Origin of the sequence: Flavobacterium sp. Root420 (genome assembly GCF_001427905.1) — a bacterium.
Lineage (GTDB): Bacteria > Bacteroidota > Bacteroidia > Flavobacteriales > Flavobacteriaceae > Flavobacterium.
Genome location: NZ_LMEF01000031.1, coordinates 91,510 through 107,125, shown reverse-complemented (window position 1 = coordinate 107,125; position 15,616 = coordinate 91,510). Strand labels below are relative to the sequence as shown.

Genomic DNA, 15,616 nt, shown 5'->3' with positions numbered 1-15,616 from the left:
CGTAACTTGAAGCTTAAAACCTGAAACAAAAATATATAAGCACGAGGTTAAAAGTTAAATTTCAGTTTCAGTGAGAAACTTGAAACCTGAAACCAATAAAAACTTGAAACAAAAAAATACATGGAAACAGTTCAAGCAATAAAACAACGATTTGAGATTATTGGGAATGACCCAAAATTAAATCGCGCCATTGAAAAAGCCATTCAGGTTGCTCCTACTGATATTTCGGTAATGGTAACTGGGGAAAGTGGTGTTGGTAAAGAGAATATTCCGAGAATAATCCATTCGCTTTCGCATAGAAAGCATGGTAAATATATTGCTGTAAACTGTGGAGCTATTCCGGAGGGAACAATTGATAGTGAACTTTTTGGACACGAAAAAGGGGCTTTTACTGGTGCAACAAGCACTCGTGAAGGTTATTTTGAAGTAGCAGATGGCGGAACTATTTTCTTAGACGAAGTTGGAGAATTGCCTTTAACAACACAAGTTCGTTTGCTTCGTGTTTTAGAAAATGGTGAATTTATAAAAGTAGGTTCGTCTCAGGTTCAGAAAACGAATGTGAGAATTGTTGCGGCAACGAACGTGAATTTATTTAATGCAATCGAAAAAGGAAAATTCCGTGAGGATTTGTACTATCGTTTGACAACAGTTGAAATTACTTTACCGCCTTTACGCGAAAGAAACGAAGACATTCATTTATTGTTCCGAAAATTTGTAGCCGATTTTGCGCACAAATACAAAATGCCTCCGTTGAAATTAGACGACGATGCAGTTCAGCTTTTGCAAAAATTCAGATGGAACGGTAATATTCGTCAACTTCGAAACGTAGCCGAGCAAATTTCGGTTTTAGAAACGAATCGTGATATTACTCTTGCAACTTTACGATCTTATTTACCAACCGAAGGAAGTAATTTGCCTTCTGTAATTAGTGATAAGAAAAAGGATAGTGACTTTAGCACCGAAAGGGACATTTTATACAAAGTGCTTTTTGATATGAAAAGCGATTTGAACGATTTGAAAAAACTTACTTTAGAGTTAATGAAAAACGGCAACTCAAAAGTGCAGGATATTAATCCGAATTTGATTCAGAAAATATATGGTTCTCAGGAAAACGACAGCGAAATTGATTTTGAAGAAGAACCAAGAACGGCTGTTATGACACCTGCACCACGCGAAGATAATTATCGTATACAGGATGACAATAATTATTTAGATGCCGAAACCATTGAAGAAGAAGAAATTCTGCGTTTAGAACAAAAAGAAATCGAAATGATTAAAAAATCATTAGAAAAAAATAAGGGAAAACGAAAAGCGGCGGCTGATGAATTAGGAATTTCGGAGAGAACTTTATATAGAAAAATTAAGCAATTTGATTTGTAGCTTTTGACACAAAGACGCTAAATGTTTTTAAATCAAAAAGAATATCTTTGAACTCTTAAAATTAGAAATGAAAAATTTAAAATATATTTTAATTCTGGTAATCGCTACGACTTTCAGTGGCTGTAGTGTCTACAACTTTACCGGAACAGGAACAATTGATGCCAAAACTTTTCAGGTAAACTTTTTTCAGAATAATGCTGATTTAATTGAGCCTGGAATCGACAGACAATTTACACTGGCACTACAGGATTTGATTATGAATCAAACCAACTTAAACCTGGTAAGCAATAGCGGTGATTTAATGTATGAGGGCGAAATTGTAGATTACAGAATTACACCAATGACGGCAACTGCAGATCAGCAGGCGGCTCAAAACCGTTTGACGATTCGTATAAATGTCAGGTTTTCGAATAGAAAGAAAGAAACAGATGATTTCGAGAAAACATTTGAATTTTACTATGACTTTCCCGGAACATCATTACCAACAGGATCTGTTTTAAATGCAGCGATTACAACTATTTTTGAAAGAATCACGCAGGATATTTTCAATGAGTCCTTGGCAAAATGGTAAAAATGTTGATTTGTTTAATCGGTTAATCGTTAAATCGATCAAACACATTTCCGATTAAACAGTTAAACAAATAAACGATTAAACAACAAAAAATGAACGTAACTGATTATACATACTTAATGAACAAACCCGATGCTATTACAGAAAAGCAGGCGGAAGCATTAGGTAATGTTTTGAATGAATTTCCATATTTTCAAAGTGCACGCGCATTGCGATTAAAAGGACTTTACAATCAAAATAGTTTTAAGTATAATTATGCATTAAAAGTTACGGCAGCACATACTACTGATCGCTCAGTTTTATTTGATTTTATTACTTCGGAGGCTTTCACTTCTATTCAAAGTGAATATTATGACAAAAAGCTTAAGGATCTTTTAAATATTATTGTATTTGACAGCGAAATTGTCTTAGCAGAAGAAAAGAAGAAACTGGCAGAAGTTCGCATCGACCCAATCGAGCAGTCTATTTTAAATTCTATTAAAGAAGCAACGGGAGTTACTTTTGAAGAACCTGTAAAAACGGAAGAAAAACCAGTTGATACTGTTATCGAGCAACCTGCTTTAGATTCTTTTACAGAACCAATAACTGTTACTTTTGAAGAACCTGTAGTTGAAAAAAAACCAATTGATACGGTTATCGAACAGCCAGCTTTAGATTCATTTACAGAAACGACAACTGTTACTTTTGAAGAACCTGTAGTTGAAGAAAAACCAATTGATACGGTTATCGAACAACCGACTTTAGATTCTTTTACAGAAGCGACAAGCGTTACTTTTGAAGAGCCAGTAAAAATTGAATATAAACCAATTGATACAATCATACCAACTTTAGATTCCTTTGAAGAAGTAATAACAACTAAACTTGGAGAAGAACCGAAAATTGAAGAAAGACCAATTGATTCGGTTACAGAGCAATCTATTTTAGATTCTTTTAAAGAAGCAGCAACCGTTACTTTTGAAGAACCCGTGCAAGTTGAAGAAAACCCAATTGATCTTATAATAGAACAACCGACTTTAGATTCTTTTGAAGAAGTAAGTTCAACTATTGATGACGCTCCTATTATTGAAACAACTCCAATTGTGGAATCAACACCTATTATAAAGGGACCAACTCCAACTTTCTTTGATGAAGTTGTAGAGGAAGAAATTCCGGATGTAAGAGTGGAGCCAATTGAAGAATCAGTATACAATTCGCTACAAGAAGTTTCGACAGTTGTTTTTGAAGAAGTGCCTGTAGTTGAAGAACCAAAAGAAAGTGAAGAGCCAAAAGAAATTGCCGTCTCAGAAACCGTAAAAACGGCAGAAGAAAATCTGGAAATCGGAAAACCTTTGGACTTTTCTGCTAATGAAAAACATTCGTTTCAGGAATGGCTTCAATTAGCTAAAACAGAACCTATTGACCGTAGCAAAGATGCTGCGGAAGAAGCAGAAGCAATTCAAAAAGCAGAAAATACAATCAAAAAGGTAGCTAAACCTGAAACAATTGACGAAGAGAAAAAGAAAAAAGCAGAAATAATCAATAAATTTATTGAAGCAAACCCAAAAATTTCTCCAATAAAACAAACTGCAATAGTCCCAGCGGTACAATTGGACAGTAATAACGAAGAGAATTCTTACCTAATGACTGAAACTTTGGCTCGGGTATATTTGGAACAAAAAAAATATACAAAAGCCATACAAGCATATGAAATATTAATTTTGAAATATCCAGAAAAAATTAGTTTCTTTGCAGACCGTATTTCGGATATTAAGATTTTACAACAAAATAACAATAATAATTAAGCAATGAGCACATTTTCAATTTTTTTAGTTTTAATCACAATAGTTTGTTTTCTATTGATCGTAGTAATCATGGTTCAAAACCCTAAAGGAGGCGGATTATCGTCTACTATCAGCGGAACTCAAATGTTAGGTGGAGTACAAAAAACAACTGACTTTTTAGATAAAAGTACCTGGACATTAGCTACTATTTTGATTGCTTTAATTTTGCTTTCAAGCTTAAGTTTCACAGGATCGTTAAGTGATACTGATTCTAAACTTATTGAAAAAACTGAAGCTCCTGCAACTACAACACCAGCAGCACCAGTTCAACAAACTCCTGCTCCGGCAACACCAGCAGCGAAATAATATTTTTAAAATAAATATAAAATGCCAGCCTGTCAAAGCTGGCATTTTTTTTAGGAAAAAATGTCAGTTTTTAGAGCATGGCACAATTTCTGAAAGTTCTTTGAACATTAAAAAACGTATAACTAATAATAATATAAAATCATGACTTTAAACATTAAACCGCTTTCAGACCGCGTACTTATTGAGCCTGTAGCAGCTGAGACTAAAACTGCGTCAGGGATTTTTATTCCAGATACTGCCAAAGAAAAACCACAAAAAGGAACTGTAGTTGCAGTAGGAAATGGATCTAAAGATCACACTATGACCGTTAAGGTTGGCGATACTGTTCTTTATGGTAAATATGCAGGAACAGAATTAAAACTTGAAGGAACTGATTATTTGATTATGCGCGAGGACGATATCTTAGCGATAATCTAAAAATGATAGTATTAAGTTCCGAGTATTAAGAAGTAAGACTGCGGTAACTTGAAACAAATAAAACTTTAAACTAAATAAAAAAATGGCAAAAGATATAAAATTTGATATTGAAGCACGTGACGGATTAAAACGTGGTGTTGATGCATTAGCAAATGCTGTAAAAGTAACTCTTGGACCAAAAGGTCGTAATGTAATTATCGGAAAATCATTTGGTGGACCAACCGTTACTAAAGATGGTGTTTCTGTTGCAAAAGAAATCGAATTAAAAGACCCATTAGAAAACATGGGCGCGCAAATGGTTAAAGAAGTTGCTTCTAAAACTAATGATTTAGCGGGTGACGGGACTACAACTGCTACAGTTTTAGCTCAGGCAATCGTTAAAGAAGGTTTGAAAAACGTTGCTGCAGGTGCAAATCCAATGGATTTGAAACGTGGTATCGATAAAGCTGTTGAAGCTATCGTTGCTGACCTTGCAAAACAAGCTAAAGTGGTTGGAAGCGATTCTGACAAGATCAAACAAATTGCTTCTATCTCTGCAAATAACGACGAAGTGATTGGAGAGCTAATTGCTACTGCTTTTGCTAAAGTAGGAAAAGAAGGTGTTATCACTGTTGAAGAAGCTAAAGGAACTGACACTTTTGTGGATGTTGTGGAAGGTATGCAGTTTGACAGAGGATATCTTTCTCCTTACTTCGTAACAAACCCGGAGAAAATGGAAGTGGAACTAGACTCTCCATACATCTTATTATACGACAAAAAAGTTTCTTCTTTAAAAGAATTATTACCAGTTTTAGAGCCAGTTGCACAATCAGGAAAACCATTATTGATTATTGCTGAAGATGTTGATGGTGAAGCTTTATCTACTTTGGTAGTAAACAAATTAAGAGGTGCTCTTAAAATTGCTGCTGTAAAAGCTCCTGGTTTTGGAGACAGAAGAAAAGCAATGTTAGAAGATATCGCAATCTTAACTGGTGGAACTGTAATCTCTGAAGAAAGAGGATATACATTAGAAAACACTACTATCGAAATGTTAGGAACTGCAAAAAAAGTTTCTATCGACAAAGACAACACTACAATTGTAAGTGGTGCTGGTGAAGCTGATATCATCAAAAACAGAGTAAACCAAATTAAAGCTCAGATGGAAACTACAACATCTGATTATGATAAAGAAAAATTGCAGGAACGTTTGGCTAAATTAGCTGGTGGTGTTGCTGTTCTTTATGTTGGTGCTGCTTCTGAAGTGGAAATGAAAGAGAAAAAAGACAGGGTTGATGATGCGTTACACGCTACTCGTGCTGCTGTTGAAGAAGGAATTGTTGCTGGTGGTGGTGTTGCTTTACTAAGAGCAAAAGCTGCATTAGCAGGAATCAAAGCTGACAACGCTGACGAAGCAACAGGAATCCAGATTGTTTCTCGCGCTGTTGAATCTCCATTAAGAACTATTGTTGAAAATGCAGGTCTTGAAGGTTCTGTAGTAGTAGCAAAAGTGGGTGAAGGTTCTGGTGATTTCGGATACAACGCTAAAACTGACGAATATGTAGACATGCTTAAAGCAGGAATTATCGATCCTAAAAAAGTAACTCGTGTAGCATTAGAAAATGCTGCTTCTGTTGCCGGAATGATCTTAACTACAGAGTGTGCATTAATTGATATTAAAGAAGAAAGCGCTGGCGGAATGCCAATGGGTGGCGGTATGCCAGGAATGATGTAATCGTTCTAACTTCTTATAATTTAAAACGCCGGATAGAGTTTCTATCCGGCGTTTTTTTTTGCCCCAAATTACACTATTTCCACTAATTTTTTTCATAGATTAAGCAAAGTATTCGTGGAAATTTGTGAAATTCGTGGCAAACTTAACATTCTCTTTTTCTTTTAAAAATAGGTTATCGGTATCTTTGCGGTTCTATTAAAATTGTACAATGAGAAAATTCATCACTCAAATCTTATCTTTTACCTTCTTACTTCTTACCACTTTTTCCTATTCCCAATCCAATAAAGACACTTATGTCGTTTTGGTTTCTATGGATGGGTTTCGTTGGGATTATGCGAAACATTTCAAGCTTCAAAACCTCAACAGAATTGCCAAAGAAGGCGTGCATGCCAAATCAATGCGACCTTCCTACCCTAGCAAAACTTTCCCGAATCATTATGCGATCGTGACCGGACTTTATCCCGATCATCATGGGATTATCAATAATGTTTTTTATGATAGTGCTTTAAATGAATCTTTTTCATTGTCAACAAATGCTAAAAATGATTCGAGATTTTATGGCGGAAATCCGATTTGGAATGTAGCCGAACAACAGGGCGTAAAAACCGCTTCTTTCTTTTGGCCGGGATCAGATACAGATAAAAAAAGACCGGGTATTTACAAAAATTATGATGATAAAGTTCCCTACGAAACCCGAATTGATACCGTTATAAAATGGTTGAAACTTCCGGAGAAACAACGTCCGCATTTGATTACCTTATATTTTGATGAACCAGATCATACGGGACATAACTTTGGTCCGCTTTCACCTGAGAATGAAAAAATGGTCATCAAAATGGATTCGGTTATGGGGCAATTAACTTCAAAACTAGATCAATTAACCATTGGAAAACAAATCAATTTAATCATTGTCTCAGATCACGGAATGGCCGACATCAGCAATGACAAAAAAGTAGCTGTTTTAGATTACATAAAACCGGAATGGTTAGGTTACAAGGCTGTAATTAACCCGATTATGAGCCTTCAGGCAAAACCCGGATTTCAGGATTCTATCGCAAAGGCCTTAAAAAAAGTGCCCCATATTAAATTCTGGAGATCAGCCGAAGTTCCAAAGAGATTGCATTACGGAACAAATCCGCGTGTGCATGATTTTGTTATTGAGGCCAAAAAAGGATACAGTCTGGTAAACAGCAAAACACAAAATGTAAAAGGCGGAACACACGGTTACGACAATCGAAGAAAGGACATGCAGGCTATATTCTACGCAAAAGGCCCGGCATTTAAAGTAGATAAAGAAGTCGGATCGTTTCAAAACGTTTCGGTTTATCCTTTAATAGCACGTATTCTGGGGTTAAAAATCGAAGAAGTCGACGGTAATTTCAACGAAGTCAGCGGCATGCTTAGAAATTAGATAATGTGTCAATTAGAAAAAATTTTTAATTAGAAAATTCTATAGATTGCGAATATCATTATCTAATTATCTAATTGGCACATTGCCACATTATAAAACAACCTTATACGTTGGATCTTCAATTACATTGACATTTATAACCGCTTCAGCATTTTTAAGTAATGTTCTGCAATCTTCGCTTAGGTGTTTGAGCTCGACAACTTTATTAAGCTGATTGTATTTCTTCGTCAAATTATTCAAGGCTTCGATGGCTGACATATCGGCGACGCGACTTTCTTTGAAGTCTATAATCACATGATTGGGGTCGTTTTGTATGTCGAATTTTTCCATAAAAACTGCAATCGAACCAAAAAATAACGGACCGTAAATTTCATAATGTTTGATTCCGTTTTCGTCGATAAAATTTCTGCCGCGGATTCTTTTGGCGCTTTCCCAGGCAAAAACCAAAGCTGAAATTATTACACCAATCAATACGGCCAAAGCCAAGTTGTGAAGTAAAATAGTAACTAGAGCCACTAAAATTCCAACGAAAATATCGTGTTTTGGCATTTTATTAATGACCTTAAAACTCGCCCATTCAAAAGTTGTAATAGCTACCATCATCATCACCCCTACTAAAGCTGCCATAGGTAATTTCCCGATTACAGGCGCTCCAAAAAGAATGATTACTAAAATAGTCAAGGCAGCAATAATTCCTGAAAGTCTGGCTCTTGAACCGGCACCAAGATTCACCAAAGTCTGTGCGATCATTGGGCAGCCTCCCATTCCGAAGAAGAAACCGTTTAAGATATTCGAACTTCCCTGTGCAATGCATTCGCGATTGCTGTTTCCGCGTGTTCCGGTAATTTCATCTACAAGATTTAGGGTTAACAAACCTTCGGTCAAACCCACTGCAGCAACGATAACAGCGTAAGGGAAAATGACTTTGAAAGTCTCAAAAGACAAAGGAATATTCGGAATATGAAAGGGTGGAAAACCGCCCTGAACAGAAGCGATATCCTGAACTGTTTTGGTATCAATATTAAAGATAAGTACAATTGCAAAAACCACCATAATCGCTACCAAAGAAGCCGGAACTGTTTTGGTTATTTTAGGAAAAAGCAAAACAATACCAATGGTCAACGCCACCAAACCTAACATTATATACAAGGGCGTTTCCTGCAACCACGACACTTGTCCGTTTACCATGGTCTTAAACTGTTCTAATTGCGACATGAAAATCACCACCGCCAAACCGTTTACAAAACCAAACATAACAGGCTGTGGCACTAGCCGAATAAATTTTCCGAGTTTAAAAAGCCCAATACAAATTTGTACTACACCACCCAATGCGACAGCAGCAAAAACATATTCTATGCCGTGCGATTTCATCAAGGCGATTAAAACAATCACGGTTGCTCCTGCCCCGCCAGAAATCATTCCGGGTCTTCCTCCAAAAATAGCCGTTACCAAACCCGCAATAAAAGCGGCATACAAACCCACCAAAGGCGGAAAACCAGCCAAAATAGCAAACGACAGCGATTCAGGAATCATAGTCATGGCAACTGTTAAACCGGCTAAAATTTCGTTTTTGTAATTGACTTTTTGGGTAAAGTCGAAGAGTTGGAAAGCTTTTTTCATAAGTCGCAAATTTAAAAAAATAATGCGCATAAAGCCAAGAAACCTTTCTTATGGAAAAAAGATAAAAAATAGTCTATTTAATAATGAAGCCTTTTAATAAGCTGATTCAATAAAAATACTAATAGCGAAAGAATGAAACTTATCATGATGAGTTAATATAAAGGTTTTACGAAGAAATTATTTCGCCAAAATTATTGATAATCAAATAGAAAAAAACGGGTGTTTTTACCCTTTTTTCTACTTAAAACTATTTTTTTTATTCTAATGCCACACAAATATATCCCAGAGTATTTACATAATCTATGATGTTTTTAGGCTCAAGTTGTGCACCTTCGACCCTTAATATTTTATCGCAGTCTTCTAAGTCAAAATTGATTTTATACGTTGGAAACTGCCTTTGAATAACGGCGATAACATGATTTTTATCTGCCTCTTTCTGGACATTTGTTTTAAAAACCTCAACTGTCATAATTATTTATTTTAAATTATAATAAAATCATGAATTTCGATTATAAAGTATTGTGATATTCCTAACCTAAAATATCTCTGTATTTACGATATAGTCATAACATATTATGATTAATGATCGAAACCTGAAACAAATGTAATTGACAAGCCTCTTTTATAATAGTATAATTATACAAACGGCGTAAGATTTATACCAATGGCGTTCGTATAATTTTTATATCTAAAGAGGTAGAAACTATAATATTAACCCTAATTTTGCGTCATGAAAATGCTTAAAGTTTACCAGAATTTTTTCCTCAGGAACCTTATCGTACACACTTTCATATTTTTGGTGATTTTCGCCTGCGTGTACGACGAAATACGATTAGACGGCCACAGCTGGCCGTACATGATCAGTAAAATTACTGTTGGCTATTTTCCTTGTATTGTATGGATTACTATTTTCAATCTTTTAATCATAAAACGGTTCTTATTCAAAAAAAAGGTTAAAATATTCTTTGTTCTTTTTGCTACTTACTGGACAGGTTTTTACTTTTTTATGAATTGGTTTTTCCCTCTTGTGGGTTTAGGAAACTTCAAAACACTGCAAGTATTATCGCTGATCATCAATGGAATGTTTTTTTATTTTATTCATGTTGTGATTACTAAAAAAATCATGGATACAGATAAAGACATTATGAATTTCAAGTCAGAACTTTTGTTTTTAAAACAACAGCTTAACCCACATTTTTTGCTGAATGCGATGAATAATTTATATGGAGAATCTCTGACTGAACCGGATAAAGTTCCGGACAGAATTTTGAATCTTTCAGATATGCTTCGTTACCAAATCGAAGCTACCAAAAAAGATTATGTTTTACTGGATGAAGAAATTGCGTTTATAAAAAAGTATATGGAATATTATACTTTTAGAAATGAAAGACTAACCATAACCCAAAATTTTGAAGGCAATTTTGACAGCATTGATATTCCGCCCTTGTTCTTTTTGCCTTTGGTTGAGAATGCAGTTAAATTTTCTGGCGAAACTGCCGAACCTTTTATTTTAATGGATTTAAAAGTAAAATCCCGACATTTATCGTTTACCCTAAAGAACAATTATTTAGAGTCGGGTTCAAGACTTTCGGGCACCGGAATTGGAATCGAAAACCTAAAAAGACGTCTTGAAGTATATGGTTTAAAACATGAATTGAGCTGCAGGAAAGAAAAGAATACCTTTATCGCAAAATTAAACATATGGCACTTACCTACCGCTGTCTTATCATAGATGATGAATCGCCGGCACACAAGGCGCTTACATCGCATATTGCAAAATGTGACGATCTGGAGCATTCAGGAAGTGCTTTCAGCGGAATGGAAGCGGTAAAAATGCTCAACGAAAACAAATACGATATTATTTTTCTCGACATTAATATGCCTGTAATTTCGGGTGTCGAATTAATGGAATTACAACCCAATCGCCCGCTCACGATTGTTACTACGGCTTATTCTGATTTTGCCCTTTCAGCGTATCAAAACGATGCAATTGATTATTTATTGAAACCTATTTCGTTCGAAAAATTCTCTAAAGCGATCGAAAAAGCCAGAACCTATTACTCAGGAAAAAATATCAAAAAAGAAAACACCGCCACCGAAAGAACTCTATCGCACCGTGCAAACGGCCAAATGATCGACACGCTTTTGGCTGATATTCTCTATATCGAAAGTTTAGGCAACTACATGAAATTGTACAGCAAAAAATTAAAATCTCCTATTATTATTTACGGCTCGCTCTCAAGTATCAACGACGAAATTAACAGCAACGATTTTGTGCAAGTACATCGCTCTTATATTGTAAATACAAAAGAAATTGCTGCCAAAACTTTTAAAACACTAACTATGTCCAACGGAGAAATTATTCCTGTTGGGAGGAAGTATCAGATTCTTTTGTAATGAGATAATGTGTCAATTAGATAATTCTTAAAAGCTCAACTTTAATTAGTTGAGCTTTTTTTGTAATAAAAAACCGTATAAATACGTAGTTGTAATCTTTAAACAAACGTTAATATTGTTTAAGCAAATTTATCAACCAAAAAACCTAATTATGAAAAAAATTTTACTACTACTTCTTTTCTTCAAAGTTTTCGTAACTTATGGACAGAAAGATACAATCACCACCAAAACCATCATTTACGACTTCAAAACCAAAAAATACACGAAAGCAAATCTATGTCCGCGTGTTGGAGAGCCTATAGTTCTCAAAATCAAAAATATTAATCGTTTAGCCTATGAAGTAGTTATTAAATCAGAAGATGTTGCGATTGCTGACGAATATTTTAAAGATGGAATTGAAAATGCCTTAAAAAAAACGTTTACCGCTGGAGAAATTAGTGAAGTTGTAACTACAAAAACAATCCCTGAAGCAACTGTATCGACAACATCGCTAAAAGACCAAAATGAAACTGATAAGTCACTTGATCAAGGTATTAAAAATATTCAAGGTGAAATTGATGAAAATCAAAAATTAATAAACGAAAAAATAAGCTTAAGAGATAATCTAGTAGAATTGATAAAAAATCTAACAACAACTTTAGAAAATTCAAAAAGAACTAATAAAGATTTTGATCCAACAAGTGATCAAAAAATAGTAGATACAAAATCATTAGAGGTAATTGCATACCAAAAGGATATAGATTCTTTAGAAAATTTAAATCTTACAAACAAAAATGAAATTATAAAATTAAATAATACTGTTAATGCAGTACATGAAACTTTTAATCAATTCAATAAATTATACAATGATATATTATATGCATCTTACAACGTAAGATCTATCGATGAAAATTATCAAAATTTCTATTTATTAGTTTTAAATCCTTTATTAGAATGTAGTATATATAACAATTATGTTAAAGATCCAAAATACATCCTATATCAATTACCTCAATATCGCTCTCAAATTTATGATTTTGAAAAAACCGTAACTAATTTTATTGATTTTTATAATAGAGCCATGAGTAATTGGAAGATATTCGACGCCATTAAATTACTTGACACCAAAGAAAATATTCGTCTTAAATACCAACAATACAAAGAGGAAGTTGATAAAATAAAAACTTCTATTGATGCTCTAAATTTATCTTCTAAACTGCGAAAAGTAGAAGCAATTCATTCAATTCTTAAGGAAGAAAAGGCATACGAAATGGTTTCTTCTCCTATACAACCGTTAGAAGACTATGTAACTTTTGATGTCACTATTAAACATAGAGATAAAAATAAATCCTCAGAATATAATGATAATAGAGAATTTACTTATATGGAATATACAAGAGGAGGAGTTCGCTTTGATTTCAGCACTGGAATTGTAATGAATTTTATTGGAAATAACGATAAATATGGATTAACAGATGTAAATGTAGTTACAAATGGGGACGGAAGCGAAGATACTGCCATGAAAAAAATAGTAGTAACCGAAAACAATCAATTTACGCCTGCATTGGCTGGAATGTTTCACACCAGTTTTAGAAGTTGTGGCATTTGGGCTTTTGGCTTAACATTAGGCGCTTCTGTAAATGTAGAAACATTTGAGTTAAATTCATTATTTCCAGGAGTTAGTGTGTTAATAGGAAAAAAACAAAAGTTTATTATTTCTGCTGGCCCGGCATTTAGGCAAGTAGATGAGTTAAAAGCTAACTATAGAGAAGATGTAGCTTACAACAGTAGTGATTTTACACCTGAGACACAATTAACCGCAAAACAATTTAAAGTTGGCTTTTTCTGTGGTATCACATATAATTTGACACAAAAACAACGAGCAAAATTTAAAATAGGAACTGAATAAAATTTAATTGTAGCTGTAACTCTTAAAAAAAACCTTGCGCAAAAGCCTATTTGACTTTTGCGCATTTTTTATTAAAACATCACATTAAAAAATAACTCGATTTAAATACACTTTATAAAACCCGTATAAGTACTTGGTGGTTGGGATTTATTTAGTGGTATACTTGTCTGAAAATAAATACTTTATGGGATTATGGATTTCCGTAAAATATGGAATTTATAAATAATGAGATTTGCTTTGAATAAAAATAATTTGATTACTATTTCCTTTTACATTAATAATTCTTTTTTAAAATTATCAATTCAATAAAAAATCATGTCAGAAAAAATTCAAAATAACTTTTACTTGCTAAAAGAAACAAAGAAAGAATTTAAGAAATCGAAAATTGTAGAAGAAAAAATAGACTTTGTATATCTTCGAAAATTATTTAAAGAGAAAGATTTTAAAGAGCAAACTGTCCTTCCAAGCTTAAGTAAACAATACCAAATAAAGGTTTATTATAAAAAATCTGTTACACCAATAAAATGGAAAGATTTCATTCGAACTATAGTCGAACCCAACCAAGATATTCTTAAGTCATCTTTATCAACTTCGGAAAGCTATGTGATAATTTTTTATAACCCTAAAACTAAAAAATATTTCGCTTCGACTGGTGGTTACGCTCATGTTCTAATTCAAGAAATTGCAACTAATGATTTTGGTCTAGAAATCCTTTCACGGATTTTAAAGGCTGATGATAAAACTCTAAGATCATCTAAAGAAAGAAATTTGACTGGTGGAATTCAGGGTGCAATTAAATTTTTTAGAAATGATTATAATCTTTATGAAAATGAAAGTTTTGGAAATATTTACAATGAATTAAATGCATCAATTAGTAAAGACCAATTAATAAAGATATTTGGGTTTGCTAAAAGTGATTTAAAATTAGATAGTTTATGCATTGCTAAAAATTCTTTCTCACTAAAAAAATCAATTTCATTTATAGAATTACTTAGTGTTATAGAACGTTGCGAAAATTTAATAAAACTCCCTCCCATTGTAGAAATCAATAGTGTAGAAAAAATAAGTAAATCAAATAGTGTCCTATTACACGATCTATGGGAAAATCTCAATCAAAACATCTATGCTAATTATTTCGATGAAACTATTTTTTTTAGTGTCGAAATAAGTCATAAAGATTTTGAAAAATATTACTACGCAAATTCAACTACGGTTACACTGTCTACAAAACTTTTAAAAGAAAAATTCGTTTTCGACGAAGGTATTCGTAACATTCAAACTATACTTGATCAAATAAGAATTGCTAATCCTTCTTTATCATATATTGAATTCGAAAAATGTATTGATAGTGGATATATAGAAACTTTTGACGAAAATGGAGCTACAATTACAAAAGACTCAATAAAAAATCATTATTGCTCGGAAATATCTTTGTCTATGAAAAGTTATTTTCTAATTGAAAAAGATTGGTATGAAATAGGTAGCACATTAATAGATAAAATAAATGAACAGGCTAAACACTTTATAACAACCAACAAATATTTAGGGCCTCCCATGAGCAAATGGCTAAAAGGTTCAGAAAATGAATATAATTCAACATATTTCACCATAAATAATTCTTTAGTCTTCGATAAATTCACTCCTCAAAATATAGAAGCGTGTGATATAATGAGATGGGATACAAATAAAATCTATTTTTATCATGTTAAAAAAGGCTTCAATAATTCTATGAGAGATCTATGTAGCCAAGTATTAATTGCCGCAAGAAAAGTTAATGAAGATTCTAAAAATAAATATATTTTTTTAGAAGTTCTTTATGATACTGTCATAAAAAACAAAGGAAAAACACTATACTCAAAAGAAGCAAAGCAAAATCTTTCAAAAATTACTAAATCTGGCTTTATTGATTTAATGAAAAATCGAACCCTTGTTTTTGTATTGGCCGTATTAGACGACGCAACAGTAAATCGAAAAATGGAAATTGACATAGATAAATTCGATTCAAATATTGCAAAATTTTCCTTAAGCGAACTTTCTAAAAGTATGAGAAATTTGGAAGTTGAATTTCAAATATTGCAGTTAGAAAAATAAAAAT

13 protein-coding genes are annotated in these 15,616 nt (G+C 33.3%); 11 read left to right on the top strand and 2 right to left on the bottom strand.

Going from position 1 to position 15,616, the window contains the following annotated elements; genetic code table 11:
• Positions 1–120: 120 nt before the first annotated feature.
• The 7 genes from ASC72_RS19530 (at position 121) to ASC72_RS19500 (ending at position 7,616) form a co-directional block, all read left to right on the top strand.
• On the top strand, positions 121–1,380 hold the full coding sequence (locus ASC72_RS19530) for a sigma-54-dependent Fis family transcriptional regulator (protein WP_056194813.1): 1,260 nt from the start codon (positions 121–123) through the stop codon (positions 1,378–1,380).
• A gap of 67 nt (positions 1,381–1,447) precedes the next feature.
• Positions 1,448–1,951 (top strand): LptE family protein, encoded by a 504-nt coding sequence (locus ASC72_RS19525; RefSeq protein WP_056194810.1) that lies wholly within the window; start codon positions 1,448–1,450, stop codon positions 1,949–1,951.
• Between the two features lie 92 nt (positions 1,952–2,043).
• Complete coding sequence (locus tag ASC72_RS19520) at positions 2,044–3,732, top strand: tetratricopeptide repeat protein (protein WP_056194807.1); 1,689 nt, start codon at positions 2,044–2,046, stop codon at positions 3,730–3,732.
• 3 nt (positions 3,733–3,735) lie between these two features.
• Positions 3,736–4,077 carry a preprotein translocase subunit SecG gene (gene secG / locus ASC72_RS19515; protein WP_056194803.1) on the top strand — a complete coding sequence of 114 codons (342 nt, stop codon included), beginning with the start codon at positions 3,736–3,738 and terminating at the stop codon, positions 4,075–4,077.
• Between the two features lie 141 nt (positions 4,078–4,218).
• Positions 4,219–4,494: a co-chaperone GroES gene (groES, locus tag ASC72_RS19510; RefSeq protein ID WP_007806577.1), complete on the top strand. Its 276-nt coding sequence runs from the start codon at positions 4,219–4,221 to the stop codon at positions 4,492–4,494.
• Between the two features lie 82 nt (positions 4,495–4,576).
• Entirely contained in the window at positions 4,577–6,205 is a 1,629-nt protein-coding gene (groL, locus tag ASC72_RS19505; RefSeq protein ID WP_056194801.1) for a chaperonin GroEL, read from the top strand.
• A gap of 208 nt (positions 6,206–6,413) precedes the next feature.
• Positions 6,414–7,616 (top strand): ectonucleotide pyrophosphatase/phosphodiesterase, encoded by a 1,203-nt coding sequence (locus ASC72_RS19500; protein WP_056194798.1) that lies wholly within the window; start codon positions 6,414–6,416, stop codon positions 7,614–7,616.
• Between the two features lie 90 nt (positions 7,617–7,706).
• On the opposite strand, the gene ASC72_RS19495 is transcribed toward ASC72_RS19500, so the two are convergent.
• Together ASC72_RS19495 and ASC72_RS19490 are read right to left on the bottom strand one after the other, a co-directional pair.
• Positions 7,707–9,236 carry a SulP family inorganic anion transporter gene (locus tag ASC72_RS19495; protein ID WP_056194796.1) on the bottom strand — a complete coding sequence of 510 codons (1,530 nt, stop codon included), beginning with the start codon at positions 9,234–9,236 and terminating at the stop codon, positions 7,707–7,709.
• A 256-nt stretch (positions 9,237–9,492) separates the two neighbouring features.
• Complete coding sequence (locus tag ASC72_RS19490; protein WP_056194793.1) at positions 9,493–9,705, bottom strand: hypothetical protein; 213 nt, start codon at positions 9,703–9,705, stop codon at positions 9,493–9,495.
• A gap of 261 nt (positions 9,706–9,966) precedes the next feature.
• On the opposite strand from ASC72_RS19490, the gene ASC72_RS19485 reads away from it, so the two are divergent.
• From ASC72_RS19485 to ASC72_RS19470, 4 genes are all read left to right on the top strand, one after another.
• Complete coding sequence (locus ASC72_RS19485; protein WP_056194790.1) at positions 9,967–10,968, top strand: sensor histidine kinase; 1,002 nt, start codon at positions 9,967–9,969, stop codon at positions 10,966–10,968.
• Positions 10,938–11,633, top strand: a complete 696-nt coding sequence (locus tag ASC72_RS19480; RefSeq protein ID WP_056194787.1) for a LytTR family DNA-binding domain-containing protein — start codon at positions 10,938–10,940, stop codon at positions 11,631–11,633. Before ASC72_RS19485 ends, ASC72_RS19480 begins: the two co-directional genes overlap by 31 nt.
• A gap of 151 nt (positions 11,634–11,784) precedes the next feature.
• Positions 11,785–13,521 (top strand): hypothetical protein, encoded by a 1,737-nt coding sequence (locus ASC72_RS19475; RefSeq protein ID WP_056194785.1) that lies wholly within the window; start codon positions 11,785–11,787, stop codon positions 13,519–13,521.
• A 315-nt stretch (positions 13,522–13,836) separates the two neighbouring features.
• The gene (locus tag ASC72_RS19470; RefSeq protein WP_056194783.1) at positions 13,837–15,612 is read left to right on the top strand and encodes a DUF6119 family protein; all 1,776 of its coding nucleotides are present in this window, start codon (positions 13,837–13,839) and stop codon (positions 15,610–15,612) included.
• The last annotated feature ends 4 nt before the right edge of the window (positions 15,613–15,616 follow it).